Consider the following 25,312-nt stretch of genomic DNA (forward strand, 5'->3'; position numbering starts at 1 on the left):
CGCCGCCGCCCCCACACCCCCCCCGCCCCCCCCCCCCCCCCCAACCCCCCCCCCCCCCCCCGGGGGGCCCCCCCCCCCCCGCGGGGGCCGCGATGTGCTTTTCTTCCCTGGTGGTGCGGCCGGCCATGGCGTTGCGGCGGCCGCCAGGGAGGATGCCATGACGCTTGGGACCATCCTGATCATCCTGGTGATCATTTATCTCGTCGGCGGCTTGTCGGGCCGCATCGGTGGCTACGGCTACGGAATGGGTCATTCCGGCATGGGGATCGGCGGCCTCGTCCTGGTGGTGCTGCTCGTGCTGCTGCTCCTTGGCAAGCTATAAACCATCCAAGCAACTGATATTATTGCAATTTTCCGAGTTGCGGAGCTGCCATGCGCGGATTCATCATCTCGCATCGCGGGGGTCGCAATTTTGTCAAAACGAGCTATATTAGAGGACGAAAATGACATGTGCGGCGCCCACTCAATGGTGGCCTCTGCCCGTCCCAACCCCACGCGCTTAAAGCCCCAGAGAGATCACGAGGTCTTTGACCATGCGTCCATTGCGTCCGTTCAACTTCAACACTTCCGCCGAACTCTTCCCCGCTGCGATCCGCAAGAAGAAGCGTGCAGGCTTCACCTATCGCCGGTTCGGCACCGCGGCCGAAGCCGTGCAGTTCGCGATGGAGCAGTTGCCGACGGACTCGCTGAACGGCGCCTATCTTCAGGTCGAGGAAGCGCGCTTCGACCAGAACGGCATCCGCTCGCTCTATGAGAGCGAAGCCTTCCCGCTGCCCCGTCACCGCAAGCCGGTGGAAGCCAGCACCGACGCCGCCGACGCGGCGTAAATTTTCGTAAAGCACCTCCGATGTCCGCTGAAAGCGCGGTGGCCGAAAGGCCGCCGCGCTTTTTGCATTTTCGGGAGTGTCAGATGCGCGGCTGCTTGTCGAGCCAGCGGCGCAGCAGGCGCACGTTGCGCATGTTGGCCCGGAACATGACGTCAAAGGCGTCGCCCGCGAACGGGACGATGCCGACGACGCCGTCGAGGGCGACATTGCCGAGCATGCGCGCGGTGATGTACCAGGGCGCCCCGAGCGCCCTCGCCTCTCGCACCAGCCAGAGCGAGATCGCGGTGGTGATGATGTCACCGACGACGGGGATCAGTCCGATCAAGCCGTCGATGCCATAGCGGATATTGGTTCCGGGCAGCACGAAGGCCACGTCGAGCAGCTTTGCGATCGCCTCGATCCGCGCGATCCGCTGCTCGCGCGTCAGATTGCCGAACGGGTTGCCGGCGAAGGGACTGTCCTTGCCGAACTCGAAGCGAAACTCGCGAAAGCCCTGCTCCAGTGTTTCGGGCCGGATCTCACGACCGTCCTGATCGATGATCGGCCCACGCCCCTCGCTGCCCGAAGAGGCCGCACCCGGGCGGCTTCCCGAATGGGATCGACGCGGGGCAAGAATATCGTCATCGGACATGGTCATGGCCTGTAGGGAACGCACCAGCACGGCGGAGGTTGCTGCGGCGTGATCGAAGGTCGCGCCCTCAAGTCGGTGCCGCCGCCGGCTGCGGCTCCGCGACATATCTGTGCACGAGCCAGGATGAAATCACCGCCGGCACGAACCCGACGAGGCCGTACAGGATGAACTGCACCGCGCCCGAGTCCGGCCCGCGCGAGCTATAGGTCAACGAGGCCAGGATGAAGGCGAACACGCCGACCAGCAGCATCCGCAGCACCGGGCCGATCCGCCGGATGTGGACCAGGATGTCGTCGACCGCCCCGATCATCAGCGAGGGCAGGAAGCCGAACAGATAGCTGTATTGCAGGGATTTGAAGAACACCGCGAACAGCTTGCCGACCTCAGCGAGACTGGTCTGGGTCCAATAGCCGGACTGATAGGTCGTCGTCAGCAGCAGCAGGAACCCGCCTACGAACGGGCCAACCAGCGCAAACACGAGATAGCGTTTCATCAGGCACCCTCATCCTTCGCCCCGTTATAGCAGCGCCGCAGGAACCTTGAATAGCGGCGGCGCGGGCTCTGCCCTGGGAACAAGCCGCATAGCGACGAGTTCAGACAGGACCTGAAACTCACCTGTCAGATTTGGAGCCGCCGATGTCCCGCAAACTGTTCTTCCTGGCGACGATCGCGCTGACGGCCGTGAGCGGCCTGTCGAACGCGCCCGCTCTCGCACAAGGCCATATGGGTTCGCCGCAGGAGCAGCAAGCCTGTTCGCGGGACGCCTCGCGCTTCTGCCGCAAGGACCTCGGCAATGACGGTGCGGTGCAGAATTGCCTGCAAGCCAACCGAGCCAAACTGTCGCGGTCTTGCAGCAAGGTCTTTCAGAGTCACGGCATGTGAGGACCGGAACCATCCCCGGCGAACGGAGAGTGAAGCCATGTTGCGCGACGAACAGCTCTCGATCCTGAGGGACATCAGCCAATCCATCGCCTTTGCCGACGACCGGCACGGCAAGATAGGCGAGCTGATCGCCGACGGTTACGTAATGAAGGACGGCGATCTGTTCGAGCTCACGGCAAAGGGCGTTACGGCGGTCGAAGAGCACGCAGCCCTTGGCGCAAGCGATGCGGAACCAGCGAGCGCATCCTCCGATCGGTTGATCTGATCGCATGCGAGTCGCATTGTGCGTGACGTGCGCGCAACAATTGCGAATTCCTTTTCGCTTGGCATTGCGGCCGCGCGACAATGGCGCATACTTGATTCGGGCGGCGCAGCACTTTTCGATTCGAACATCACGAGAGATCGAGCAACCACATGCGGGATTGAGGTCCCGGCGTGATGGCTGAGACATGCGGCAGGTCAAGCCGCGTGCGGCGCCCCAAAATCAAGTGGCTCAAGCCCACGGAACTCGGGGACGCACTCTGCATGACACGCAATCAGATGATCGCAACTCTCTTCGCCCTCGCCACCACCATCGCAATCCCGACCTCGCCGGGCTTCGCGTTCTCGTCCGAAGCGCAGCAGATGTGCTCGGGCGATGCGATGCGGCTGTGCTCCAGTGAGATCCCCGACATCCCCAGGATCACCGCCTGCATGGTACGGAACAGGTCGCAGGTCAGCCCCGGCTGCCGCGCCGTGATGGACCGCGAGCACGCCGCCGCGACATCGCGCAAGCGGGAAGCCACGGCGCAGTAGAGAGAGAGCGTACCTGCGGCCATCCTTCGAGACGCCCGCCCAAGGGGCGGGCCCGCAGGATGAGGTCTCATTTCGCGGCGAGATATCAAACCCTCATGGTGAGGAGCCCGCCGAGGCGGGCGTCTCGAACCATGCAGAGGTCTCGCGGAGTAGAGATCTAGTCGCCCCACTGCGCGAAGGCGTCGTTGAAGGCGCGCTCGCCGGGAGCGCCCTTCTCGATGGCGATGATGGCGCGGCGCTGGTTGGCGTAGACCAGGGGCACGTCGAACCAGGAGCGCTCCTTCAGCAGCTGGACGTTGCGGCTGCGATCGGCGTCGACGTTGGAGAGGCCGACCAGGAAGAAGCCGTCGGTGACCTTGACCGCGAGGCCTGCGAGCGGCGTGCCGCGTGCCTGCTCGTTCGACTTCATCAGGATGCCCGGCACGTTGGCGACGCCGCCGCCTGAAAAGTCCGCCGGCAGGACGAAGGTCAGCTCCGCGGTGTGGCTCGCCGGCAGCGAGGAGTCGGTGTTGCGGCGGAACGACATCGTCATCCTGAACTTGCGATCGGGGATCTCGATGTCGGCGCGCACGGCGACGTCGGCCTTTTGGTTGCCCGACGCCTTGATCGGCTCGAGCCGCCACACCACCGAGCCGACATATTGCTTGCCCTTCGGATCGGATGGATCCTCGTCGTAGAGCACGACCTTCTGCGCCACCGGCGCGACCGGCTGGTCGCTGGCCGAGGGCTGGCCGACGCGATCCGGGATCTTGGGCTTGCTCTGCGGCTGAGACGAATCCTTGGGCGCCTCCACCACTTGCGTCGGCGAAGACTTCAACAGGTTGGTCGCGGTCTGGACCAGTTGCTTGCCCCACAGGATGCCGGCACCGACCAGGATCAGCACGATGCCGACGGCGATCGCGCTCTTGAACGGAAACACGGAGCCGGTGCGGGCGCGGGCGCGCTTCTTCTTCGGTTCGCGGTCGAGAACGGGGATGTGCGGACGCTGCGGCTGCGACTGCGGCGCGTAGCGCTCAGCTTCCTCGATCGATTCGTCGTAGGAATACGGCGCGTCCGCTCCGGCGGCGCGATTTTCCAGGCTCGGCTCGAGCCGATCGAATTCCGGCGAGGGCGAGGGCACGTTGGCGTAGGTCCGGCGCGCCGCGCGGTTGGCCTGCGCGGCGGCGCCGCCGAGATCGTTGGCGTCGGCCGTGATGTCGCGGAAGCCGCGCACGCCCGGTGCCGGAGGCAGCGGCGGCGGAGGTCCCATGTCGGGCGGACGGCGCCCACCGGCGCGATCACGTCCGGCCGGCGGAGGCTCTGGCATCGACGGCGGTGCCGACGGACCCGGCTGCCGCGGCGCGTCGAAACGCGGAGCCCGCGGCGCACGCGGGGCGTCGCCCTGGTCATCGACGTTGAAGGAGGGTCGGTCCGCGCGCGGCGGCGGCGGAGCCGGACGGGTGCGCGGCGGGGCAGCAGTTTGGGGCGCGGGCGCGTTGCCCTCGGTGGCGCGGGTGCTGGCGCGGCGGAAGGCATCGCCGCTGCCGCTGCTGCGGGCGCTGCCACCGGGGCGCGAGGCCTCGCGGGCACGCTGGGCAGCCTCTGATTCGACCTTGCGGACGGCCTCTTCCAGCGAAAGCCGCTCGCGGGTGATCTCGGATTCGGAGAGCGGCGGCTGCACGCTGCGGAGCTGCGCGATCAGCGCCGTGCGCGCCCGCTCGTAGAGCGCGCGACGGCTCTCGCCGGGAGCGTTGGGGTCCAGGGCGGCAATAGCGCGGGCGATCAGCGGATAGTAATCAGCCATTTCTACTCAATTATACGCGCGTCCCGGTAAGAGATCGTTAAGCCTCAAACGGATTTTGTACCAGGATAGTATCCTCGCGTTCAGGGCTCGTGGAAAGCAGTGCGACCGGGCACCCCACCAATTCCTCGATCCGGCGGACATATTTGATCGCCTGGGCCGGCAGCTGGGCCCAGGACCGCGCATTGGCGGTCGGCTCCTTCCAGCCCTCGATGGTCTCGTAGATCGGCTCGACCCGGGCCTGGGCCCCCTCGCCCGCCGGGAAATGATCGATCTCCTTGCCGTCCAGCTTGTAGCCGGTGCAGACCTCGATCGTGTCGAAGCCGTCGAGAATGTCGAGCTTGGTCAGCGCCAGACCGTTGATGCCGCAGGTCCGGACCGCCTGGCGAACCAGAACCGCATCGAACCAGCCGCAGCGGCGCGGGCGCCCGGTATTGGTGCCGAACTCGCGGCCGCGCTCGCCGATTTTGCGGCCGGTCTCGTTGTCCTGCTCGGTCGGGAACGGGCCCTGGCCGACGCGGGTCGTATAGGCCTTGCAGAGGCCGAGCACATAGCCGACCGCGGCGGGGCCGAGCCCCGAGCCGGTCGCGGCCTGCGCCGCCACCGTGTTGGACGAGGTGACGTAAGGGTAGGTGCCGTGATCGACGTCGAGCAGCGCGCCTTGCGCGCCCTCGAACAGCATGCGCTTGCCGGCGCGCCGTTCGATGTCGAGCAACCGCCACACGGTCTCGGCATAAGGCAGCAGCTGAGGTGCCAGCGCGGTCAATTCCTTCAGGATCTCCTTGCCGTCGAACTCCGGCAGGCCGAGGCCGCGGCGCAATGCGTTGTGATGCGCCAGCAGCCGGTCGATCTTGTGCGGCAGCGTGTCGAGATCCGCGAGGTCCATCAGGCGGATGGCACGGCGGCCGACCTTGTCCTCGTAGGCCGGGCCGATGCCGCGGCGGGTGGTGCCGATCGCGGTCGCCGCATTGGCGGATTCGCGATGCGCGTCGAGTTCGCGATGGAGCGGCAGGATCAGGGTGACGTTCTCGGCGACCCGAAGATTGTCCGGGCTGACCGCGACACCCTGCGACCGCAGCTTGGTGACCTCGTCGAGGAAGGCGGCGGGATCGAACACGACGCCGTTGCCGATCACCGACAGCTTCTGCTCGCGCAGCACGCCCGAGGGCAGCAGCGCCAGCTTGTAGGTCTTGCCGTTGATCACCAGCGTGTGGCCGGCGTTATGGCCGCCCTGGAAACGGACGACGATGTCCGCCTGCTCCGACAACCAGTCGACGATCTTGCCCTTTCCTTCGTCGCCCCACTGGGCGCCGACGACGACAACATTGGCCATTCGCGGGTAATCCCTATGCAATCTGTTAGATGCGCCCAGCCCAATCACGGCCGGGGCCGCTCGAACGCGAGGCAGCCAACCGGATAAAGGATGCAGCCTCTGTAAGCAAGCAAGAACGGGGCTTTTTCGGGGCCCAATGCGCTATCCAAGCCCTTGATATCCCCTAAAAATCCGCTTTGTCGGACGGGCTCTACGACGTTAGGCCCGGATGCGGCCGTCGACCACTTCGATGATGCGGTCGCAGCAATGGTCGAGCTCGAGGTCAATGCCGTGCAGCACGCCGTTTCAGTCGGCGGATGCCAACGAAGCCAGGCGCTCGCGGCCATCCAAATTGCGGTAGGTCAACAGGTTACACCGAATTTCGAGGCATTTGCCTGACGAGACAATTCGAATCGGGGGCCTTGCTTGTCGGACAGTCCAGCGCACGCCGACGACCGCTTCTGGCATCTTTCACCCGATCAATTATGCAAGCGACTGGGCTGCGGCCTCACCGGCCTGACCGCCGCGGACGCCTCCGAGCGCCTCGATCGCTTTGGGCCGAACAGCGACGCGCGGCCACGCGTCGAGGGGGCGGCGCGCGCGATCATGCGCCGGCTGCTGGAGCCGCTGTCTCTGATTCTGCTGGTTGCCGGCATCGTCTCGATGCTCACCGGCGACGATATCGGCGGGCTCATCATTGTCCTGATACTCGCGCTCTCGATCGGGCTCGACACCGTCCAGGAAGGCCATGCGTTGCAGGCCGCGGAAGTGCTCCGCCGATCGGTTGCGCTCAAGGCCGAAGTCAGACGTGACAACAACTTCCGCGAGATCGACGTCGATCGGCTGGTGCCGGGCGACATCCTGCGCGTCCGTTCAGGCGACATCATTCCCGCGGACGCGCTCATCCTGGAGTGCACAGCCTTCACCGCGGGCGAAGCGGCGCTCACTGGCGAACCCTATCCGGTACAGAAGCGCGCCGGCGCCACCACCGACCCAGACGACACGTCGAATGCACTGTTTCGCGGCGTCGTCGCGCAAACCGGCGAGGCGATCGCGCTCGTCGTCAGGACCGGACGCGACACAGTGTTCGGAGCGGCGGCCTCCGCGCTTGCCGAGGCCCAGACGCCTTCGCCGTTCGAACGCGACTTGCGCGAATTCGGCCTCGTGATCGCGCGCGCCACACTGGCGTTGGTGCTGGTCGTGCTCAGCGTCCGCGTGGTGTTCGGCCGCCCCGTGATGGACTCGCTGCTGTTTGCCGTCGCGCTCGCGGTCGGGCTGACGCCGGAACTGCTGCCGATGATCACCACGGTGACGCTGTCGCGCGGCGCGCGGCGCATGGCCGGCCGCAAGGTGATCGTCAAGCGCCTCGCCGCGATCCACGATCTTGGCGCCATGACCGTCTTGTGCACGGACAAGACGGGCACGCTGACCTCGGCCGAGATCACGCTGGCCAAGAGCCTCGATGCCGCCGGCAAGGACGATGCCCGCGCCGCGCGGCTCGGCGCCATCGCCGCGAAACTCGGCGGCGATCGCGGCTCGCTCGACGCGGCGCTGGTTGCCGGCCAGTCGAATGCCGCACAGGGCTGGACCCTCGCCGGCAGGCAAGCGTTCGACTTTTCACGGCGGCTGGGATCCGTGCTCGCGACCGGTCCCGAAGGCGCGCTGCTCATCGTCAAGGGCGCGCCTGAGGCGGTGCTCGAGCTGTGCGTGATGGATGACGGCGCCCGGACCCGCGCGATCGCCCGCGTGCACGAGCTCGCGAGCGAAGGGCTCCGCAGCATCGCGATCGCCTCGCGCCCGTGGACCGGCGCAACGCGCGAGGTCGAGACCGAAGACGAGACCGATCTCGTCTTCGAAGGTTTTTGCGCCTTCGCCGATCCGCCGAAGCCGACGGCCGCAGCCGCCATCGCACGGCTCGCGGCAACCGGCATCACGCTGAAGATCCTGTCAGGCGACGATCCGGTGGTGGTGAAGCGGCTCGCCGGCCTGGTCGGGCTGAACGCCGATCGCGTCCTATCGGGAGCCGACATCGCCGAGCTCAGCGACGAAGCACTGGCAGTCCAGGTTCAATCGACCGACGCCTACGGCCGGCTAGCACCCGATCAGAAGTCGCGCGTCGTGAAGGCCCTTCAGGCCGGCGGCGCGGTGGTCGGCTTCCTGGGCGACGGCATCAACGACGCTCCGGCGCTGAAGGCCGCCGATATCGGCCTGTCGGTCGAAGGCGCGACCGGCGTGGCGCAGGCCGCCGCCGACATCATCCTGCTCGCCTCGGATCTCGAAGTCGTCGCCGACGGCGTCGAAGAGGGCCGGCGCACCTTCGCCAACATCATGAAATATGTCCGGATGGGCGCGAGCTCGAATTTCGGCAACATGCTGTCGATGGCGATCGCCTCGATGGCGCTGCCGTTCTTGCCGATGCTGCCGACGCAGATTCTGCTCAACAACCTGCTCTACGATCTCTCCGAGCTCGGCATTCCCTTCGACCAGGTCTCGCGCGCGGCCACCGCGCAGCCGCAGGTCTGGAGCATGACTCGGCTGGTGCGTTTCGCCGCGATCATGGGGCCGCTGTCCTCGGTCTTCGACTTCCTGACCTTCGGCGCCCTCATCCTGCTGTTTCAAGCGTCGCCGGACGAATTCCGCACCGCCTGGTTCATCGAATCCATGGCGACGCAGATCCTCGTGATCTTCATCATTCGCACCAACGGCCGACCGTGGCGCAGCTGGCCCGATCCGGTGCTGTCCGTCTCATCGCTGGTCGCCTTGCTGGTCGCAATGGTGGTGCCTTTCACGCCGGTCGGCGCCTGGTTCGGCTTTGTTGCGCCGCCACCGCTCATGATGGCCGGCATCGCGCTTCTGGTTGTCGTCTATCTCGCCTGCGCCGAACTGTTGAAGCCGTTTGCGATCCGTGCCGGACTGAAGGGCTGAGCGGGTTCCGGCCGCCGCCGTGCATGGACGCGATGCGCCTCGCGCCATTGATATCGGCCGGATTTCCGTGTCTTTGAACGGGCCGGGTTTGAACCGGCCCGGATGCCGCCGGGCCGGAGGCTCGGCGCATGACGCGGGGCCACAACGATCACAATGTCCGCCACCGACGAGACCACCGGCACTGCGACGACCGGCCACAACTGGGTCGCCAATCAGCCTTACCTGCTGCTCAGCATCACCGCGCTGTGCTGGGCCGGCAATGCCATCGTCGGGCGGCTCGCCGCCGGTCACATCCCGCCGGTGACGCTGTCGTTCCTGCGCTGGTTCTTCGCCTTCCTGCTGGTGCTGCCGTTCGCCTGGAAACACCTTGCGCAGGACTGGCCCGCGATCCGCGGCAAGCTCGGCCTGATGGTCACGCTCTCGATCACCGGCATCGGCGCCTTCAACACGCTGCAATATTGGGCGCTGGAGCATACGCAGGCGCTCAACACGCTGCTACTTCAGTCAGCCGCGCCGCTGGTCGTGGCGCTGTGGTCGCTCGCCATCCTCGGTATCAGGCTCACCGCGGCGCAGGCCTTCGGCGTGCTGCTGTCGATGTGCGGCGTGCTGATCATCCTGCTGCATGGCGATTTCATCACGCTGTCGAATATCGATTTCAACAAGGGCGACCTCATCTTCGTCGTCGCGCTGATCATCTTCGCGCTCTATTCGGTGCTGACCTTGAAGCGGCCGCCGATGCACGGCCTGTCGTTCCTCGCCTTCACGTTCGGCTGCGGTGCTGCCTGTCTCATTCCCTTGGAGATCTGGGAGCTGTCCGCGCGCCCCATGATGAAGCTCGACGGGCCGAACCTCCTGACCCTGTTCTATGTCGCGGTGTTCCCCTCGACGCTCGCCTATCTCTGCTTCAATCGCGGAGTCCGGCTGATCGGCGCCAACCGCGCCGCGCCCTTCTTCCATGTCGTGCCGGTGTTCGGCTCGATCATGGCAATGGTGTTTCTGGGCGAGCACCCCCAGGCGTTCCATTTCATCGGCTTCGCGCTGGTGCTGGCCGGCGTGTTCGTGGCGTCACGGAAGCAGGCGGCATAGGTCCTCCTTCTCCGTCGTAGGAGAAGGAAAGCGCCGTGCCGCGCGGCAGCCAAGGCTACTTCACCTTGAACTTGCTGTACGCTTCGCTGGTCGCAATGATGACGTGCTCGGCGCAGGCGTTGACGCGGTGCGGATCGGCCTCGGTCTCGTAGGCCTCCGACGTCATCATGTCGATGAAAGCCGCAACCGTGGGATAATAGACCAGCGCCGCGAAATCCCAGTCGTTGCCCTGCTGCGGGCCGAGCGCGACCGCCTTGGCGTCGCCGGTCCAGAGCAGCGTGCCGCCGCGCGCCTTGATCATCGGCACTGTGACCGCACTGTAGCGCAAATAGGCGTCCCAGCCGGAACCGTCGCCGTCGCCCGAGCGCGCGTGGAAGCGCATCAGGTTCAACATCACCACCGGTGCATGCCGATCGAGCCGATCCAGGCCGTCGATGTTCAACATATTAACCGCCAATGCCGCCTCCTCTGGTCATGCCTGCATTGTAGCATTGCGGCCGCGTGACTTGTGTCACGACTTAAATCCGGCGCAAGCTCGCGTCGAACGCCAATGACGATCGCTTCGCCCGCGCCACCCGCCTCCAATCCGGCCAGCTGGCTCAACAACCAGCCTTATCTGCTGCTCAGCCTGAGCTCGCTGTTCTGGGCCGGCAACATCGTGCTCGCGCGCCACGTCGGTGCGCATGTGCCGCCGCTGACGGTGACCACGATCCGCTGGTTCGGCGTGTTCCTGATCCTGCTGCCGTTCGCCTGGCCGCATCTGAAGCGCGACTGGCCGAACTTGCGCAAGAGCCTGCCGCTGATGCTGTTCCTGTCGCTGGTGGGCTTTGCCTTCAACAACGCGATCTCGTACTGGGCGATGCAGTACACGGAGGCGCTGAACGCGCTGCTGATCCAGTCGGCCGGACCGCTGTTCGTGGCGCTGTGGTCGCTGGTGCTGTTCGGCGTGCGGCTGACCGGTGCGCAGCTCGCCGGCATCGGGATCTCGCTTCTCGGCGTGCTGATCATCATCCTGCGCGGCGATCTCGCCGCGCTCGCGAGTATCAGCTTCAACAGGGGCGACATCATGTTCGCCTCCTCGCTGGTGGCGTTCGGGATCTACTCTGCCTTCATCCCGCGGCGACCGAAGATCCACCAACTCTCATTTCTCTCCTTCACCACCTGCTGCGGCGCGACGATGCTGCTGCCGACCGCGATCTGGGAAGCCTGGAGCGGCCGCGTTCTGCAACTCGACGGGGTGACGCTGGCGACGCTGGGCTACATCCTGATTTTTCCCTCGACGCTGGCCTATCTGTTCTTCAACCGGGGCGTGGCGCTGATCGGCCCGAACCGCGCCGCGCCGTTCTTCCATCTGGTGCCGGTGTTCGGTTCGGCGATGGCGATCCTGCTGCTCGGCGAAAAGATCCAGCCGTTCCACCTGATCGGCTACCTGCTGGTGCTCGCCGGCGTCGTGATCGCCTCGCGCCAAGGGTCTGCGGTGAAGTAATTCCGCACCGCGAGACGAGGCGACAAACTCGCGCCTTCCGATTTCGACGAGGAGACGCTAGGTTCCCCGCCAACGAAAAAAGAGGGAACGACCAGACATGCTTTCAGCGTTGATCCGAAACTTGCGTGCCATCGGCACGGCCGCCCTTTGTCTCGCTGGCGCATCCGCTGCGCAGGCCGACAATTATCCGAGCCGCAACATCACGCTGGTGCTGCCGTTCGCGGCCGGCAGCGGCACCGACACCACGACGCGGCTGATCTCGCAGCATTTGTCGCAGGCCCTCGGCGTCGGCATCGTCATCGAGAACAAGGCGGGCGCCAACGGCATGATCGCCGCCACCTATGTCGCGCGCGCCGCGCCCGACGGCTACACGCTGCTGGTGACCACCAACACCACGCATTCGGCCAATCCCTATCTGCTCAAAAGCCTGACCTACGATCCGGTCAAGGACTTCACCCCGATCGCGCGCACCGGCGACCTGCCCTTCATGCTGGTGATCCACCCGGAGGTGCCGGCCAAGACCGTCGGCGAACTCATCGCCTACGGCAAGGCCAATCCCGGCAAGCTGAGCTACGCCTCGGGCTCGTCCTCGGCGATCGTGTCGGGCGCGACCTTTGCGCACAATGCCGGGCTCGACCTCCTGCACGTGCCCTACAAGAGCTCGCCGCCGGCGCTCAACGACGTCATGGGCGGCCGCGTCTCGATGATGTTCGTAGACATCCTGACCGGCCTGCCGCATGTCCAGGGCAACGCTTTACGCGCGCTTGCCGTCACGACAAAGGACCGCTCATCGCTGGTGCCGAACCTGCCCTCGATGCAGGAGGCCGGCGTGCCGGACTTCGACATCTCGTCGTGGCAGGGCTATTTCGGCCCCGCCGGCATGCCCAAGGAGATCGTGACGCGACTCAACGCCGAGATCCGGAAGATCGTCGAGAAGCCGGAGATCAAGGCCCAGCTCGCCACCCTCGGCATGGACGCGTTTTCAGGCACGCCGGAACAGCTCGGCACGTTCGTGAACGAACAGCTGGTGTTGTGGGAGAAGCTGATCCGCGAGGCGGGGATCGAGAAGCAGTAGGGCGGTCTCGTAGGGTGGGCAAAGCGAAGCGTGCCCACCGAGAAGTTACCGCGAACTCAAAAAGAAAAGGTGGGCACGACGCCTCGCGTCTTTGCCCACCCTACGAATTCAGTGCAAGCCTTACGCCGCGCGCACCTTGGCGAGGAAGCCGTCGACTGCGCTGCGCAGCGCGCCCGACTGGCTGTCGAGCTCGCGGGCGTTGGTGAGCACGTCGCTTGCCGCCGTGCCGGTCGCTTCCGCGGCCGAGGTGACGCTGCCGATATTGGCGTTGATCTCGTTCGATCCGGCCGCGACCGACTGAATGTTGCGGGCGATCTCGCGGGTCGCCTCACCCTGCTGCTCGATCGACGCGGAAATGCCCGCGGTGATCTCGCTCATCTCGGCGATGGTCTGGGTGATGCCGCCGATGGCGGCGACCGCATCGCTGGTCGAAGTCTGCATCGCCGCGACCTGGGCGGAGATTTCCTCGGTCGCCTTGGCGGTCTGGTTGGCGAGGGCCTTGACCTCGGAAGCGACGACGGCGAAGCCGCGGCCGGACTCACCGGCACGCGCCGCCTCGATGGTGGCGTTGAGGGCGAGCAGATTGGTCTGCGCCGCGATCGAGTGGATCAGCTTGACCACCTCGCCGATCTTCTCGGCGCCGGTGGAGAGTTCCTGCACCGTGGCATTGGTGCGCTCGGCGTCGTTGACGGCGCGGCTCGCCACTTCGGTCGAGCGGGTGACCTGGCGCGAGATTTCCGCAACCGAGCTCGATAGCTCTTCGGCAGCCGCGGCAACCGTGCCGACGTTGCCCGACGCTCTCTGCGAGGCCGCGCCGACCGTCGCCGCACGCGAAGAGGCGTCGCTGGCGGTCGCGGTCATCGATTGCGCCGTGGCTTGCATGCCCGTCGCGGCCGAGGAGACCGAGCGGACGATGCCGTTGACGCTGCGTTCGAAATCGCTGGCGATACCCTCCATCGCGCTGCGACGTTCCGTCGCGACACGATCCTTGGCATCGGCTTCGGTTTTCTCGAGGTCGCGAATGCGCAGTGCGTTGTCCTTGAAGATCTGGACGGTCGACGCCATTGCGCCGACCTCGTCGCCACGGCCGACGCCGGGAATGTCGCCCTCAAGCTTGCCCTCGGCGAGATCCTTCATGCGGGCGCCGAGCAGCGCCAAGGGACGGCTGATGCTGCGGCCAAGCCCCCAAGCGACGCTGCCCGCGACGACGACGATGCCGAGCATGGCAAGCCCGAGCAGCCAGTAGATCGGGACCATCTTGGCGTCGATATCGTCGAGATAGCCACCGGTGCCGAGATACATGTCGAAGCCGGGCACGGCCACCGCGTAGCCGATCTTGCGGATCGGCGTTTCCTGGCCGGGCTTCATGAACTCGTAGAAGAGCAGCAGTTCGCCGTTGGCCTTGACGCCATCCATCCATTCCTTGGAAAGATTGCGACCGTTGGTCAGATTGCTCATGCGGTTCAGGCCGACCTGCTTGGGGTCGGGCGCAAGCTGCGTGATGCCGTCATACGAAGTGCCGAAGAGGTAGCCCGCGCCCTTGTCGTAGGTCATCGCGTTGCCAAGCAGACGAAACTCGGCCATCGCCGCGTCCTTCGTCATCTCGCCGGCATCGACTCGTTTCTTGAGAGCGAGGGCCATGTTGCGGGCAACCTCGACGATGGCCTTGGTCTGCTCGACGCGTGCATTCACCATCTCGCGCTTCATCAGATAGCCTGCGAGAAATCCGGAGATGCACAGGCCGAACAAGGTGACGCCGACGAGAATGCCGAGCTTGGGGGCGATCTTCAGATTGCTCAATTTCACGGGATGGCTCCGGCAACAAAGGGACAAGGACGCACGAGCGAATCGATCGCAATTGAAACAACTTTTAGTGGCGACCCCTTAGCAACCTGTTACGGAGCGCCCCGTAAAGGCACGGAGGAAACGTCGGGGCCGTCGCACAATCGCCGTCACGGCAACCGCCGATTGTACGCACCCGCCCCGATTTCGCGTAAAAGACGCACAGGCCCGCGCAAAGTCCGGGTCACAACAAGAAACCAAATCGGGAGCTGGATATGCCGAAATACAGGGTGGTGACGCCGAAGGGCGCGAGCTTCACGGTCGCGAGCAGCGATTATTCCTACGAGCGTGAGGCGCTCGATCCGATCGACGCCGAGATCGTCGAGGCGCCGGCCGACGAGGCCGGGTTCATCGCCGCCGCCAAGACTGCGGACGCCATCTACGCCAAGGGCATCCCGATCACCAAGACCATTATCGACGCGCTGGAGACCTGCAAGGTCATTACGCTCGGCTCGGTCGGCGTCGACAGCGTCGACATCAAGGCCGCGACCGCGCGTGGCATTCCCGTCACCAACATCCCCGACACCTTCATCGAGGAGGTCGCCGACCACGCCATGATGCTGCTGCTCGCGGGCTTCCGCCGCCTGGTCGAGCAGGACCGGATGGTGCGCAGCGGCCGCTGGGCCGAGGGCCGGCCGGCATTGTCGAAGATTCCGCGGCTGATGGGCCAGACGCTTGGCTTCATCTCGTTCGGCCGCGTCGCGCGTGCAGTTGCGAAGCGCGCAGCTCCCTTCGGCCTGCGAATGATGGCCTACGATCCCTTCATCCAGGAAACGCTGATGTCCGACCACGGCGTGATTCCGGCGACGCTGAACGAGGTGTTGTCGCAATCCGACTTCGTCTCAATGCATGCCCCCGCCCGGCCCGAGGTGCATCACATGCTCACCGAGAAGCACTTCCGGCAGATGAAGAAGGGCTCGGTCTTCATCAACACCGGCCGCGGCGCCACCGTGCACGAGGAAAGCTTGATCAAGGCGCTTCAGGAGGGCTGGATTGCCCATGCCGCCCTCGACGTGCTGGAGAAGGAGCCGCCCTCGCACAACAACCCCATCCTCGGCATGGAGAATGTGACCCTGACCGCCCACGTCGCCTCCGCCTCGGCACGGTTCGACGAGGCGCGCAAGCGCCGGGTGGGCTACGAATTGTCACTGGTGCTTCAGGGCATGTGGCCGGTAAGCTGCGTCAATCCGTCGGTGCTGCAAGACACCGCGCTCCGCCGCTGGCAACCTGTCAGCATGGACCGCGGCCCGAACAGCTAGGCGGGCGGCCGCGAAGGCGCGCCGGCAACCGGAAAGACCCTTCACCGGCGATCAACGCCGGGAAGGGAAAAACATAGGGAGGAACCGATGAGGAACGACATCACACGTCGTGATGCCTTGGCGCTGGGCCTGTCCGCTGCGACAATCGCGGCAACCGGTGCTCCGGCGAATGCCCAATCCACGATCAAGGCCGCGGACGTCCCCGCACCGAAACTGCCGATCGAGAAAGGCGCATCCCTGCGCATGCTGCGACCGGTACGTTTCGTCCAGGCCGACGAGGATGTGTTCCGCGCCAATGCGGCGAAATTCACCAAGGAGACCGGCGTCGAGGTCAAGGTCGATTTCGTCGGCTGGGAGGACATCAACCAGCAAACCGCGGTGACCTCGAATTCCGGCGCCGGTCCCGACATCATCATCGGCTTCTCCGACGCACCGCACATTTACGTCGACAAGCTGATCGAACTGACCGATGTGGCCGACTACCTCGGCAAACGGTACGGCGGCTGGCTGCCGCTGGCGCAGCGCTACGGCAAGAAGAACAAGAGCCCCATTTGGATCGGGCTGCCGTTCGGAGCCACCGCGGGTCCCGTGATCTATCGCAAGTCGATCCTGCAATCGGTCGGCTTCGACAAGGTGCCGGAAGACCATGCCGGAATCCTCGACCTGTGCCAGAAGCTCCAGAAGGCCGGCAAGCCGGCGGGCTTCGCCCTCGGCAATGCCAAGGGGGACGGCAACGGATTCGCAAGCTGGGCGCTATGGTCGCACAACGCGGCCCTGCTGGACGAAGAGGGCAACGTCATCATCAACAGCAAGGAGACGATCGCCGCGCTGAACTGGGTCAAGCAGCTCTACCCCACCTTCATCGCCGGCACGACGTCCTGGAATGACGTCAGCAACAACCGCGCCTACGCTGCGCAGGAGATCGCGCTGACCGCCAACGGCGTCTCGCTGTATTTTTCGCTGAAGAACGATCCGGCGACCAAGGCGATCGCCGACGACAGCGAGCATCAGTTGCTGCCGAAAGGCTTGGCCAAGGTGTCGCCGATGGCGGGCCTGACGCTGAACGCCATGGTGTTCAAGCACAGCCAGTATCCTAACGCCGCAAAGGCCTTCCTGCAATACATGCTGGAAAAGGACCAGTACGAGCCGTGGCTCAACGCCAATTCCGGCTATTGGGCCCAGCCGCTCGCGGCCTATGCCGAGGCCGCGGTGTGGTCGCAGGATCCCAAAGTGAAGCTGTTCAAGAACACGATGAACAGCACCTATTACGACGGCTACGCGGGCCCGATCTCGACCGCGACCGGCGCCGTCAGCGCCGACTACGTGCTGATTCAGATGTTCGCGTCCGTCGCGACCGGCGCTGCCACGCCGGAAGCCGCGGCCGCGGAAGCCGAGCAGCGCTGCAAGCGGTACTTCCGGCGGCAGAAGTAGCGCCCGACGATAAAGCGACCGTCATGGCGAGGAGCGAAGCGACGAAGCAATCCAGACTGTAACTGCGGAGACAGACTGGATTGCTTCGCTTCGCTCGCAATGACGGATGTGGTGACAGCCTAAAACAGGACGCCTGATCGATGTCCGTGACCACACTTCCCACTCTCGCCCTCGCACGACGGCAGCCCTCCTGGCTGGCGCGCCTGTTCGACTACAAGCCGTTCCTGATCGTGATGTGCCTCGCACCCGCGATCGGGCTGCTTACGGTGTTCCTGACCTATCCGCTCGGCCTCGGCATCTGGCTCGCCTTCACCGACACCACGATCGGCAGAAAAGGCGTCTTCGTCGGCTTCGAGAATTTCCAGTATCTGCTCACCGATTCCCTGTGGTGGAACGCGGTGTTCTACAGCGTGGTCTACACGGCGATCGCGACCTTCGGGAAGTTCGCGCTGGGGTTCTGGCTCGCGCTGCTGCTCAACAACCATTTTCCATTCAAGAGCCTGTTGCGTGCGATCATCCTGATGCCCTGGATCGTGCCGACGGTGCTCTCCGCGCTGGCGTTCTGGTGGATCTACGATCCGCAATTCTCGATCATCTCCTACCTTCTGGTCGACGTGCTGCACTGGCGCACCACCAATATCGACTTCCTCGGCTCGCCCTGGCCGGCGCGCTTCTCGCTGATCGCCGCCAACATCTGGCGCGGCATTCCCTTCGTCGCGATCTCGCTGCTGGCGGGCCTGCAGACCATTTCGCCCTCGCTCTACGAGGCCGCGATGCTCGATGGCGCCAGCGCCTGGCAGCGCTTCCGCTACATCACCTTCCCGATGATGATGCCGATCCTCGCCATCGTCATGACCTTCTCGATCATCTTCACTTTCACCGACTTCCAGCTGGTCTACGCCATCACCCGTGGCGGACCCGGCAACTCGACCCATCTGCTCGCCACGCTGGCCTTCCAGCGCGGCATTGCCGGTGGCGAGCTCGGCGAGGGCGCGGCGATCGCGGTGTCGATGATCCCGTTCCTGGTGTTCGCGACGCTGTTCTCTTATTTCGGCCTGGCGCGCCGCAAATGGCAGCAAGGAGAGAGCAATGACTGATACAGTGGCGCAACCGGCCGTCGCCGACGCGAAGGCTGTGCCGGACACCATGGCCTGGGATTCCGGGCTGCGGCGACTGATGATGATCTATCTGCCGCTCGGCTGCTTCGTGCTGATCCTGCTGTTTCCGTTCTACTGGATGGCGATCACGTCGTTCAAGCCGAACGCCGAGCTGATGAACTACCGGGAGCACAACCCGTTCTGGATCTCCTCGCCGACGCTGGCCCACATCAAGCACCTCTTGTTCGACACCGCCTATCCGCGCTGGCTGTGGACGACGATGCTGGTCGCGATCGGCGCGACCACGCTGTCGCTGATCGCGAGCACGCTTGCCGCCTATGCGATCGAACGCTTGCGCTTCCGCGGCAGCCCCTATGTGGGGCTGGGCATCTATCTCGCCTATCTCGTGCCGCCATCGATCCTGTTCATTCCGCTCGCAACCGTGGTCGTGCAGTTCGGCCTGTTCGACAGCCCGCTCGCCCTCATCCTGGTCTATCCGACCTTCCTGGTGCCGTTCTGCACCTGGCTCCTGATCGGCTATTTCAAGTCGATCCCCTACGAACTCGAGGAATGCGCGCTGGTGGATGGCGCCACACGGCTCCAGATCCTGCGCCGGATCACGCTACCGCTGGCGGTGCCCGGCCTGATCTCGGCCGGCATCTTCTCCTTCACGCTGTCCTGGAACGAGTTCATCTACGCACTCGCCTTCATCCAGAGCGGCGCCAACAAGACGGTGCCGGTCGCGATCCTGACCGAGCTCGTCACCGGCGACGTCTACCAGTGGGGTGCGCTGATGGCGGGATCACTGCTCGGCTCGCTGCCGGTTGCGATCTTCTACTCGCTCTTCGTCGATTACTACGTGTCGTCGCTGACCGGCGCGGTAAAGGAGTAACTCGCGGCTGAGCGCAAGCGCAGTCGATCGTGCTATCGTGATAGACTGCTTGCTGCATTGGCCCCACGCTCCATCGTGACAGCGGGGTCGATCATTGGCGCCGTCGATTGTCGCTCGAGAAAGCGAAAATTGCATGCGTTCGCCAAAGCTCCCGTCGTTATCCCGACGCGGTTTCTGCCTGTGTTGCGTCGGCGCCGCAGCGTCCGCCGCTTCGGGATGGCTTAGCCCGAGGCAAGCCTACGCAGAAGCGCGAGGCATCGTCAGCCTGATCAAGGACAGTGCTGCGGTATCGCCGATTGTCACGCACAAGCTCCGAAACAACATCACCGTGCTGGAAGGCTCCGGCGGCAACATTGCCGTGCTGACCGGGCCCGACGGCAAAGTCCTGATCGATGCGGGCATCCGCGTCTCACGTCCACAACTCACCAAAGCGCTGGCTGATCTCGGCGCCGATCCCGTCACCCATCTCGTCAACACCCACTGGCATTTCGATCATGCCGATGGCAACGAATGGCTGCATGCAGCCGGCGCCAAGATCATTGCCCAGGAAAACACCCGTAAACATCTTGCCGAAGTGCAGCGGGTCGAGGATTGGGACTACAATTTCCTTCCGCTCGGCGCGGGCGGAATCCCCAGCGAAGTCTTTGCCGACAGCCGCGAGCTTAAGCTCAACGGAACCTCGATCGGCCTGAAGTATTACGGGCCCGCACACACCGACAGCGACATCTCCGTCACTTTCGCAGAAGCCAATATCATTCATGTCGCCGACATGTTCTGGAACGGCATCTATCCGTTCATCGACTATTCGACCGGTGGCAGCATCGACGGGATGATCGCTGCATGCGACGCCAATCTCGCGGCGATGGACAAGGACACGATCGTCATCGCCGGGCATGGCAAGCCGGTGGGCAACAAGGCCGAATTCCAGGCCTTTCGCGACATGCTCGTCGGGATCCGCGACAACGTCGCGCGCCTCAAGAAGGAGGGACGAACGCGCGATGAAACCGTTGCGGCGAAGCCGACCGCGGCGTTCGACGCGATATGGGGGCAATTCGTGATCGATCCCGGCTTCTTCACCAGGCTGGTCTATCAGGGCGTTTGAAAAATCCCTCTCGGCCGTCGACGAACTCATCGTATTGAAAGGACATTGACATGAAAATCGTAGAGACCACATCCAAGCCATCGCTCCTTGATCGTCGCCGTCTCGTTCTTGGGTTGTCCGGAGCGGCTGTCGCAGTTGCTTCCACGGCAGCATCCGCGAAGCCGGAGCGCGACGAACACGCCGCCGCTGCCTATCCGGTCACTTATCATCGAACCAAGACCGTCGACGGGATCAAGATCTTCTATCGCGAGGCGGGTCCGAAGGACGCTCCCGTTGTGCTGTTGCTGCATGGCTTCCCGACTTCCTCCCACATGTTTCGCAACCTGATCCCGGCATTGGCCGACAGGTACCACGTGATCGCTCCCGACTATCCCGGATATGGCCAGAGCGAGATGCCACCGCGCGCGACATTTAAGTACACGTTCGACCGTTTCGGCGAGCTTGTCGGCGGCCTGCTCGACCAGCTCGGCGTCACCCGCTACGCGATGTATGTCATGGATTACGGAGCTCCCGTGGGCTGGCGCCTGGCGCTCAAGAATCCAGAGCGCATCAGCGGCCTGATCGTGCAGAACGGCAACGCCTATGACGAAGGGCTGAAAGAGTTCTGGAATCCGATCAAGCAATACTGGGCCGACGGATCCGACACCAGCCGCCAAGCATTGATGAAGCTGGTGACGCTGGAAACGACGAAATTCCAGTACACCGACGGCATGTCCGACGTCAGCCGGATTTCACCCGACAACTGGGTGCAGGATCAGGCACTGCTCGACCGTCCCGGCAACAGCGAAATCCAGATGGACCTGTTCTACGACTATCGGACCAATTTGCCGCTGTATCCCGCGGTGCAGGCCTACTTCCGCAAGCACAAGCCGCCGACCCTGATCGTCTGGGGCAAGAACGATTTCATCTTCCCGGCCGATGGCGCCCATCCCTACAAACGCGACCTGCCCCAGGTGGAGTTTCACCTCATCAACACCGGCCATTTCGCGCTCGAGGACAAGTTCGACGAAATGGTCCCATTGATCCGCAACTTCCTCTCCCGCAAGATCGCCTGATCAGTCCGGAAGGAAACGGACATGTATGCCGCTCTCGACTGCATGGCCGTTCTGGCGGCCTCCACTTTGTTCGCAGCAGCCGCCGTCGCCCAAACCGCCAGAGACGTGCGCGGCCCATCGCCACTGGTCGCGATCGAAAATGAGGCGCCTGCGCGGTTGATCGTCGATCCGCCGCTCGCCGACCAGTTGGCGCAGGGTCTCGTCTTCATCCAGTACACCACGGAGAATCTCCGCGTCGTGCCGGTGTTTGGCAAGGGCGCGCTCGACGTATCGCCGCGCATTGGCCACGTCCATATCACGGTCGACGATGCGCCGTGGCATTTTGTCGATGCCAGTGGCGAGACCGTGATCGTGGTCGGACTGAAGCCAGGACCCCACAAGATCCTGTTGGAGCTGGCAGATCCGACGCACCACGTGATCGACAGCAAGTCCGTCAGCTTTGAGATTCCCACACCGCTAAAAAAATGACCGTCGGCCGCGGCGTTTGGCCCGGTTTCACAAAACTGCAATGCGCGATCCGCATAAGACGGCCTCCGTTAACAGGAGACGCACATGCGCGCGACTTTTCTTGGCACCGTCGCAACGATCATTCTCACCGCGAGCTCCGCGCTCGCGCAGAGCGAAGGCGAATTCCCGGCCAGGCTCGCCGGCCACGTCGTGATGCCGGCCGCCACGTTCATCGACGCGCCGGCTGATGCGCCCGCCGATCTCAAGACCTCCGGCAAATACACCACCGGAAAGCGCGGCGACGCGCTCGGCACGGTGATGGGCAAGTCCTATGAGCGGGCGACCGGCTTGTCGCTGCCGTTCAAGGGCCAGCCGCTGCAAGGCCATTCCGGCATCAAGTCGATGGGCGACGGCACCTTCTGGGTCGTCACCGACAACGGCATGGGCGCGCGCGCCAATTCGCCGGATTCCATGCTGTACCTCAACCGCTACAAGATGGATTGGGCCGGTGGCAAGATCGAGCGGCTGGAGACCGTGTTCCTGCACGACCCCGACAGACGCGTGCCGTTCCGCATCGTGCATGAAGATACCGAGAAGCGCTATCTCACCGGCTCCGACTTCGACACCGAAGGTTTTCAGATCATCGGCGACACCTTCTGGATCGGCGACGAATTCGGCCCCTATATCCTGAAGGCCGACAAATCAGGCAAGATCCTCGGGCTGTTCGAGACGGTTGCCGACGGCAAGCCGGTGCGCTCGCCGGATCATTGGGCGGTGACGACCCCGGGCGCGCCGGGCGCGACCTACACCAACGTCAACCTGCGGCGCTCCAAGGGTTATGAGGGCTTCGCCTCCTCGAAAGACGGCAAGTTTCTCTACGGCCTGCTCGAGGGGCCGCTGTGGGACGCCGACAAGAAAGACTGGGAGAAGGTCGACGGCAAGGAAGCCTCGCGCATCCTCGAATTCGACGTCGCCGCGGAAAAGTTCACTGGCCGCTACTGGCAGTATGTCTTCGAGCAGAACGGCAATGCCATCGGCGACTTCAACATGATCGACCGGGCGAGCGGTCTGATCATCGAGCGCGACAACGGCGAAGGCACGCCCGACAAGGCCTGCCCGCAAGGCACCCGCGGCGAGAACTGCTTCCCCGACGTCGCCAAGTTCAAGCGCGTCTACAAGATCGAGCTCACCGACGCCAATGTCGGCAAGCCCGTGCGCAAGATCGGCTACATCGACCTCCTGAAGATCAGAGATCCCGACAACAAGGCGAAGAAGCCGCTCAATGATGGCGTCTACACCTTCCCGTTCTTCACCATCGAGAACGTCGATCGTGTCGACGAAACCCACATCATCGTCGGCAACGACAACAATCTGCCGTTCTCGTCCATCCGCGATCCCAACAAGGCCGACGACGACGAGTTCATGCTGCTCGATGTCGCAGATTTCCTGAAGGCGAAGTAACCTGACGCTCTTTCAACACGGTCATCGCCCGGCTTCACCGGGCGATCCAGTAATCCGCGGCGCCGGCGATTGAATCGTGACGCCGCGGCGTACTGGATGCCCCGCCTTCGCGGGGCATGACAGGGAGTGAGCGAGCGCGAGCTAAGACAGCATCGCACTTCGGCGCCGCCCATCAACCCGCCGGCACGATCACCATGCTCTTGTCTTTCGGCCAGCGAATGCGCCAGGCGAAATTGATGTCCTTGACCTCACCGGGCTTGGCGTCGAACGACCATTCCAGCACGCCGCGCCGGTCGCGAATGTTGCTTGCGGTCGGCGGCGTGGTCGCAGGCAACATCTCGACGAGGATGTCCTCGTTCTCGCTGACCGGCAACTGATCCTCGATCGCGACCTTGATCGGGAAGTCGTGACCGTTGCGGATCGTCGTCTTGAACGATCGCTCGTCGGTCTTCGACGTCGTGACCAGGAGACCGGCCGAACCTTCGTTGCGCTTGAGCACCGCGCGCTCGATCCTGACCTTGTCGTCGGCGCCGAAGCCAAGCCGCACGATATCGTCCTTGGCCGAAGCCGAGAGCTTGCCGCGGCCGACGAAGGTTCCATCGCGATAGATTGCGACCTTGCCTGGCAACAGGCTCGTGTCGTCGGCCTGATTGAAGCTGGCTTCGAGGAAGGCGGTGGGATCCATCACCGGAGCCGCGCGCACCATGAGATCGGCGGGCACGGTCATCGAGGCGATGCGCAGGCTCTTGGCGCCCTCGGCGGCCCCGAGGCTGACGCGGCCGGGAATTTTGTAGGTGGCCTGGAAGTCGCCGATCTCGGCGACCGCCTGCTGTTCTTCGGCGCGTTCGGCAGTATCTTCCCTGGATCGGCTGGCATAAGCCGGAGCTTCCATCTTACGCTGCATTGGCGCCGCCGCAGGCGTTGCCGAATCCGAAAGCGAACCCAGCGCCCGCGGCTTCGGCACTTGCGGATACTGCGCGACCAGCGAATTCAGCTCCGGCGCGCTGCCGCCGCGGCCGATGCGGACCGTGGAGACGCCGAGCGTGACGTTGGACCAGTCCTCGCCGGTCGATTGCGTGACTTCGGCACGGCGAACCAATTCGAGCTGCGGTTTGCGATCCTTCGCGCCGGTGTCGAGCCGGGCGTCGTAGAGCGGCAGCCAGCGCGCATTGCGCACATTGTAGGTGACCCTCAACGTCGCCTTGGTTGCTGCCGGCGCGGCGATGTCCATGCGGACTTCGAGCTTGTTCGGCGGCTTGGCCTTGCGCTCGACTTCGAGCTGGCCGATCTGCCGATCGATCTCGCGCATCTTGCGCGTGGCGTCGCGAACGGCGGTATCGGCGCTCGCAATTTCCTCGCCGACGGTGGCAAAGGCCGTGCGCCATTCGGCAATCGGCCGCGCCTCGCCCTTGTCGCCGATGCCGGCGGGCGATGCTTCCGCAAAATGCTCCGCGAATTTGCGCCGCGCATTGGCCGAGTCGATCGCGCCTTGCAGGTCGGCGCGCTGGTCATTCAGCGCCTCGATGCGCTTGTCCAGCTCCGGCAGATTGACCGGCGCCGCACGTGGCGTTCGCGCATCGATCGTGCCGATGGTGAGCTTCGCTCCCCCCTCACCCTCCACCCGGATCGAGGAGGTGTCGAGACCAAGCGGGAAGTCCTTGGCAATGAGCGTCGAGTCACCAGACGGCAGGTCCACCGCGATGACGCGGGTGACGGTCGCGCCATCAGGGTAAACCGTGACGGTATCGATGGCCGATGTGGCGTCCAATTCGGCAGCCCATGACGACGACGCGAAGGCCGTGGTCACCAGAACCAGGCTCGTCGTTGCCAAACATCTTGCGGTGATGCGCATCAAGTCCCTCCTCCAAGTCATCGCCGCCGCCAGCCGGACGCGCGATCCAATGCCTCGCCAACATGGTTGGACGCG

24 protein-coding genes are annotated in these 25,312 nt (G+C 64.4%); 17 read left to right on the forward strand and 7 right to left on the reverse strand.

Annotated elements, in window-relative coordinates:
• Positions 1–157 precede the first annotated feature (157 nt).
• Together AC0L3K_RS17785 and AC0L3K_RS17790 are read left to right on the forward strand one after the other, a co-directional pair.
• Complete coding sequence (locus tag AC0L3K_RS17785; protein WP_007596187.1) at positions 158–322, forward strand: DUF3309 family protein; 165 nt, start codon at positions 158–160, stop codon at positions 320–322.
• 211 nt (positions 323–533) lie between these two features.
• Complete coding sequence (locus AC0L3K_RS17790; RefSeq protein ID WP_007596188.1) at positions 534–827, forward strand: hypothetical protein; 294 nt, start codon at positions 534–536, stop codon at positions 825–827.
• 79 nt (positions 828–906) lie between these two features.
• On the opposite strand, the gene AC0L3K_RS17795 is transcribed toward AC0L3K_RS17790, so the two are convergent.
• Positions 907–1,464 (reverse strand): DUF4112 domain-containing protein, encoded by a 558-nt coding sequence (locus tag AC0L3K_RS17795; RefSeq protein ID WP_088941332.1) that lies wholly within the window; start codon positions 1,462–1,464, stop codon positions 907–909.
• A gap of 61 nt (positions 1,465–1,525) precedes the next feature.
• Entirely contained in the window at positions 1,526–1,951 is a 426-nt protein-coding gene (locus AC0L3K_RS17800) for a DUF5413 family protein (protein ID WP_007596190.1), read from the reverse strand.
• A 143-nt stretch (positions 1,952–2,094) separates the two neighbouring features.
• Between AC0L3K_RS17800 and AC0L3K_RS17805 the strand changes: the two genes are divergently transcribed.
• The 3 genes from AC0L3K_RS17805 to AC0L3K_RS17815 all read left to right on the forward strand — a co-directional run bounded on the left by AC0L3K_RS17805 (position 2,095) and on the right by AC0L3K_RS17815 (position 3,135).
• Positions 2,095–2,340: a cysteine rich repeat-containing protein gene (locus AC0L3K_RS17805; RefSeq protein WP_007596191.1), complete on the forward strand. Its 246-nt coding sequence runs from the start codon at positions 2,095–2,097 to the stop codon at positions 2,338–2,340.
• A gap of 37 nt (positions 2,341–2,377) precedes the next feature.
• Entirely contained in the window at positions 2,378–2,605 is a 228-nt protein-coding gene (locus AC0L3K_RS17810) for a hypothetical protein (RefSeq protein ID WP_007596192.1), read from the forward strand.
• Positions 2,606–2,865: 260 nt separating this feature from the next.
• Positions 2,866–3,135, forward strand: coding sequence for a hypothetical protein (locus AC0L3K_RS17815; RefSeq protein ID WP_473366531.1), 270 nt, complete (start codon positions 2,866–2,868; stop codon positions 3,133–3,135).
• A gap of 157 nt (positions 3,136–3,292) precedes the next feature.
• Here the strand turns inward: AC0L3K_RS17815 and AC0L3K_RS17820 are convergent, their stop codons facing one another.
• Both AC0L3K_RS17820 and AC0L3K_RS17825 read right to left on the reverse strand, forming a co-directional pair.
• Positions 3,293–4,918, reverse strand: a complete 1,626-nt coding sequence (locus tag AC0L3K_RS17820; protein WP_473366532.1) for a hypothetical protein — start codon at positions 4,916–4,918, stop codon at positions 3,293–3,295.
• A 37-nt stretch (positions 4,919–4,955) separates the two neighbouring features.
• Positions 4,956–6,248, reverse strand: coding sequence for an adenylosuccinate synthase (locus tag AC0L3K_RS17825; RefSeq protein WP_007596197.1), 1,293 nt, complete (start codon positions 6,246–6,248; stop codon positions 4,956–4,958).
• Between the two features lie 405 nt (positions 6,249–6,653).
• Here AC0L3K_RS17825 and mgtA point away from each other — a divergent pair, with 405 nt between their 5' ends.
• Positions 6,654–9,152: a magnesium-translocating P-type ATPase gene (mgtA, locus tag AC0L3K_RS17830; protein WP_473366533.1), complete on the forward strand. Its 2,499-nt coding sequence runs from the start codon at positions 6,654–6,656 to the stop codon at positions 9,150–9,152.
• A 153-nt stretch (positions 9,153–9,305) separates the two neighbouring features.
• Positions 9,306–10,238 (forward strand): DMT family transporter, encoded by a 933-nt coding sequence (locus AC0L3K_RS17835; protein ID WP_473366534.1) that lies wholly within the window; start codon positions 9,306–9,308, stop codon positions 10,236–10,238.
• Between the two features lie 55 nt (positions 10,239–10,293).
• On the opposite strand, the gene AC0L3K_RS17840 is transcribed toward AC0L3K_RS17835, so the two are convergent.
• Complete coding sequence (locus AC0L3K_RS17840; RefSeq protein ID WP_007596202.1) at positions 10,294–10,683, reverse strand: DUF1330 domain-containing protein; 390 nt, start codon at positions 10,681–10,683, stop codon at positions 10,294–10,296.
• Positions 10,684–10,788: 105 nt separating this feature from the next.
• Between AC0L3K_RS17840 and AC0L3K_RS17845 the strand changes: the two genes are divergently transcribed.
• Both AC0L3K_RS17845 and AC0L3K_RS17850 read left to right on the forward strand, forming a co-directional pair.
• Positions 10,789–11,724, forward strand: a complete 936-nt coding sequence (locus AC0L3K_RS17845; RefSeq protein WP_007614154.1) for a DMT family transporter — start codon at positions 10,789–10,791, stop codon at positions 11,722–11,724.
• A gap of 97 nt (positions 11,725–11,821) precedes the next feature.
• Complete coding sequence (locus tag AC0L3K_RS17850) at positions 11,822–12,799, forward strand: Bug family tripartite tricarboxylate transporter substrate binding protein (protein ID WP_354160071.1); 978 nt, start codon at positions 11,822–11,824, stop codon at positions 12,797–12,799.
• Between the two features lie 120 nt (positions 12,800–12,919).
• Here the strand turns inward: AC0L3K_RS17850 and AC0L3K_RS17855 are convergent, their stop codons facing one another.
• Positions 12,920–14,605, reverse strand: a complete 1,686-nt coding sequence (locus AC0L3K_RS17855; protein WP_473366535.1) for a methyl-accepting chemotaxis protein — start codon at positions 14,603–14,605, stop codon at positions 12,920–12,922.
• A 251-nt stretch (positions 14,606–14,856) separates the two neighbouring features.
• Between AC0L3K_RS17855 and AC0L3K_RS17860 the strand changes: the two genes are divergently transcribed.
• From AC0L3K_RS17860 to AC0L3K_RS17895, 8 genes are all read left to right on the forward strand, one after another.
• On the forward strand, positions 14,857–15,900 hold the full coding sequence (locus tag AC0L3K_RS17860) for a C-terminal binding protein (RefSeq protein ID WP_473366536.1): 1,044 nt from the start codon (positions 14,857–14,859) through the stop codon (positions 15,898–15,900).
• 87 nt (positions 15,901–15,987) lie between these two features.
• Positions 15,988–17,331, forward strand: coding sequence for an ABC transporter substrate-binding protein (locus AC0L3K_RS17865; protein WP_007596211.1), 1,344 nt, complete (start codon positions 15,988–15,990; stop codon positions 17,329–17,331).
• 140 nt (positions 17,332–17,471) lie between these two features.
• On the forward strand, positions 17,472–18,428 hold the full coding sequence (locus tag AC0L3K_RS17870) for a carbohydrate ABC transporter permease (RefSeq protein ID WP_473366537.1): 957 nt from the start codon (positions 17,472–17,474) through the stop codon (positions 18,426–18,428).
• Positions 18,421–19,320, forward strand: coding sequence for a carbohydrate ABC transporter permease (locus AC0L3K_RS17875; protein WP_219681670.1), 900 nt, complete (start codon positions 18,421–18,423; stop codon positions 19,318–19,320). The genes AC0L3K_RS17870 and AC0L3K_RS17875 overlap by 8 nt, the downstream gene beginning before the upstream one ends.
• 133 nt (positions 19,321–19,453) lie before the next feature.
• Positions 19,454–20,422 (forward strand): MBL fold metallo-hydrolase, encoded by a 969-nt coding sequence (locus AC0L3K_RS17880; RefSeq protein ID WP_219681671.1) that lies wholly within the window; start codon positions 19,454–19,456, stop codon positions 20,420–20,422.
• Between the two features lie 50 nt (positions 20,423–20,472).
• Entirely contained in the window at positions 20,473–21,477 is a 1,005-nt protein-coding gene (locus AC0L3K_RS17885; RefSeq protein WP_473366538.1) for an alpha/beta fold hydrolase, read from the forward strand.
• Positions 21,478–21,498: 21 nt separating this feature from the next.
• Positions 21,499–21,945 carry a DUF6130 family protein gene (locus AC0L3K_RS17890; protein WP_219681673.1) on the forward strand — a complete coding sequence of 149 codons (447 nt, stop codon included), beginning with the start codon at positions 21,499–21,501 and terminating at the stop codon, positions 21,943–21,945.
• An 84-nt stretch (positions 21,946–22,029) separates the two neighbouring features.
• Complete coding sequence (locus AC0L3K_RS17895) at positions 22,030–23,385, forward strand: esterase-like activity of phytase family protein (RefSeq protein WP_473366539.1); 1,356 nt, start codon at positions 22,030–22,032, stop codon at positions 23,383–23,385.
• A 172-nt stretch (positions 23,386–23,557) separates the two neighbouring features.
• Here AC0L3K_RS17895 and AC0L3K_RS17900 read toward each other — a convergent pair whose 3' ends face one another.
• Positions 23,558–25,237, reverse strand: a complete 1,680-nt coding sequence (locus tag AC0L3K_RS17900; protein ID WP_473366540.1) for a mucoidy inhibitor MuiA family protein — start codon at positions 25,235–25,237, stop codon at positions 23,558–23,560.
• Positions 25,238–25,312 lie beyond the last annotated feature (75 nt).

Source organism: Bradyrhizobium sp. MI1.10 (genome assembly GCF_055811035.1).

Bases quoted from the DNA above. Each gene is read 5' to 3' on its own strand.
- AC0L3K_RS17785 (WP_007596187.1), top strand. From the start codon at position 158: ATGACGCTTGGGACCATCCTGATCATCCTGGTGATCATTTATCTCGTC.
- AC0L3K_RS17790 (WP_007596188.1), top strand. From the start codon at position 534: ATGCGTCCATTGCGTCCGTTCAACTTCAACACTTCCGCCGAACTCTTC.
- AC0L3K_RS17795 (WP_088941332.1), bottom strand. From the start codon at position 1,464: ATGACCATGTCCGATGACGATATTCTTGCCCCGCGTCGATCCCATTCG.
- AC0L3K_RS17800 (WP_007596190.1), bottom strand. From the start codon at position 1,951: ATGAAACGCTATCTCGTGTTTGCGCTGGTTGGCCCGTTCGTAGGCGGG.
- AC0L3K_RS17805 (WP_007596191.1), top strand. From the start codon at position 2,095: ATGTCCCGCAAACTGTTCTTCCTGGCGACGATCGCGCTGACGGCCGTG.
- AC0L3K_RS17810 (WP_007596192.1), top strand. From the start codon at position 2,378: ATGTTGCGCGACGAACAGCTCTCGATCCTGAGGGACATCAGCCAATCC.
- AC0L3K_RS17815 (WP_473366531.1), top strand. From the start codon at position 2,866: ATGACACGCAATCAGATGATCGCAACTCTCTTCGCCCTCGCCACCACC.
- AC0L3K_RS17820 (WP_473366532.1), bottom strand. From the start codon at position 4,918: ATGGCTGATTACTATCCGCTGATCGCCCGCGCTATTGCCGCCCTGGAC.
- AC0L3K_RS17825 (WP_007596197.1), bottom strand. From the start codon at position 6,248: ATGGCCAATGTTGTCGTCGTCGGCGCCCAGTGGGGCGACGAAGGAAAG.
- AC0L3K_RS17835 (WP_473366534.1), top strand. From the start codon at position 9,306: ATGTCCGCCACCGACGAGACCACCGGCACTGCGACGACCGGCCACAAC.
- AC0L3K_RS17840 (WP_007596202.1), bottom strand. From the start codon at position 10,683: ATGTTGAACATCGACGGCCTGGATCGGCTCGATCGGCATGCACCGGTG.
- AC0L3K_RS17845 (WP_007614154.1), top strand. From the start codon at position 10,789: ATGACGATCGCTTCGCCCGCGCCACCCGCCTCCAATCCGGCCAGCTGG.
- AC0L3K_RS17850 (WP_354160071.1), top strand. From the start codon at position 11,822: ATGCTTTCAGCGTTGATCCGAAACTTGCGTGCCATCGGCACGGCCGCC.
- AC0L3K_RS17860 (WP_473366536.1), top strand. From the start codon at position 14,857: ATGCCGAAATACAGGGTGGTGACGCCGAAGGGCGCGAGCTTCACGGTC.
- AC0L3K_RS17865 (WP_007596211.1), top strand. From the start codon at position 15,988: ATGAGGAACGACATCACACGTCGTGATGCCTTGGCGCTGGGCCTGTCC.
- AC0L3K_RS17870 (WP_473366537.1), top strand. From the start codon at position 17,472: ATGTCCGTGACCACACTTCCCACTCTCGCCCTCGCACGACGGCAGCCC.
- AC0L3K_RS17875 (WP_219681670.1), top strand. From the start codon at position 18,421: ATGACTGATACAGTGGCGCAACCGGCCGTCGCCGACGCGAAGGCTGTG.
- AC0L3K_RS17880 (WP_219681671.1), top strand. From the start codon at position 19,454: ATGCGTTCGCCAAAGCTCCCGTCGTTATCCCGACGCGGTTTCTGCCTG.
- AC0L3K_RS17885 (WP_473366538.1), top strand. From the start codon at position 20,473: ATGAAAATCGTAGAGACCACATCCAAGCCATCGCTCCTTGATCGTCGC.
- AC0L3K_RS17890 (WP_219681673.1), top strand. From the start codon at position 21,499: ATGTATGCCGCTCTCGACTGCATGGCCGTTCTGGCGGCCTCCACTTTG.
- AC0L3K_RS17895 (WP_473366539.1), top strand. From the start codon at position 22,030: ATGCGCGCGACTTTTCTTGGCACCGTCGCAACGATCATTCTCACCGCG.
- AC0L3K_RS17900 (WP_473366540.1), bottom strand. From the start codon at position 25,237: ATGCGCATCACCGCAAGATGTTTGGCAACGACGAGCCTGGTTCTGGTG.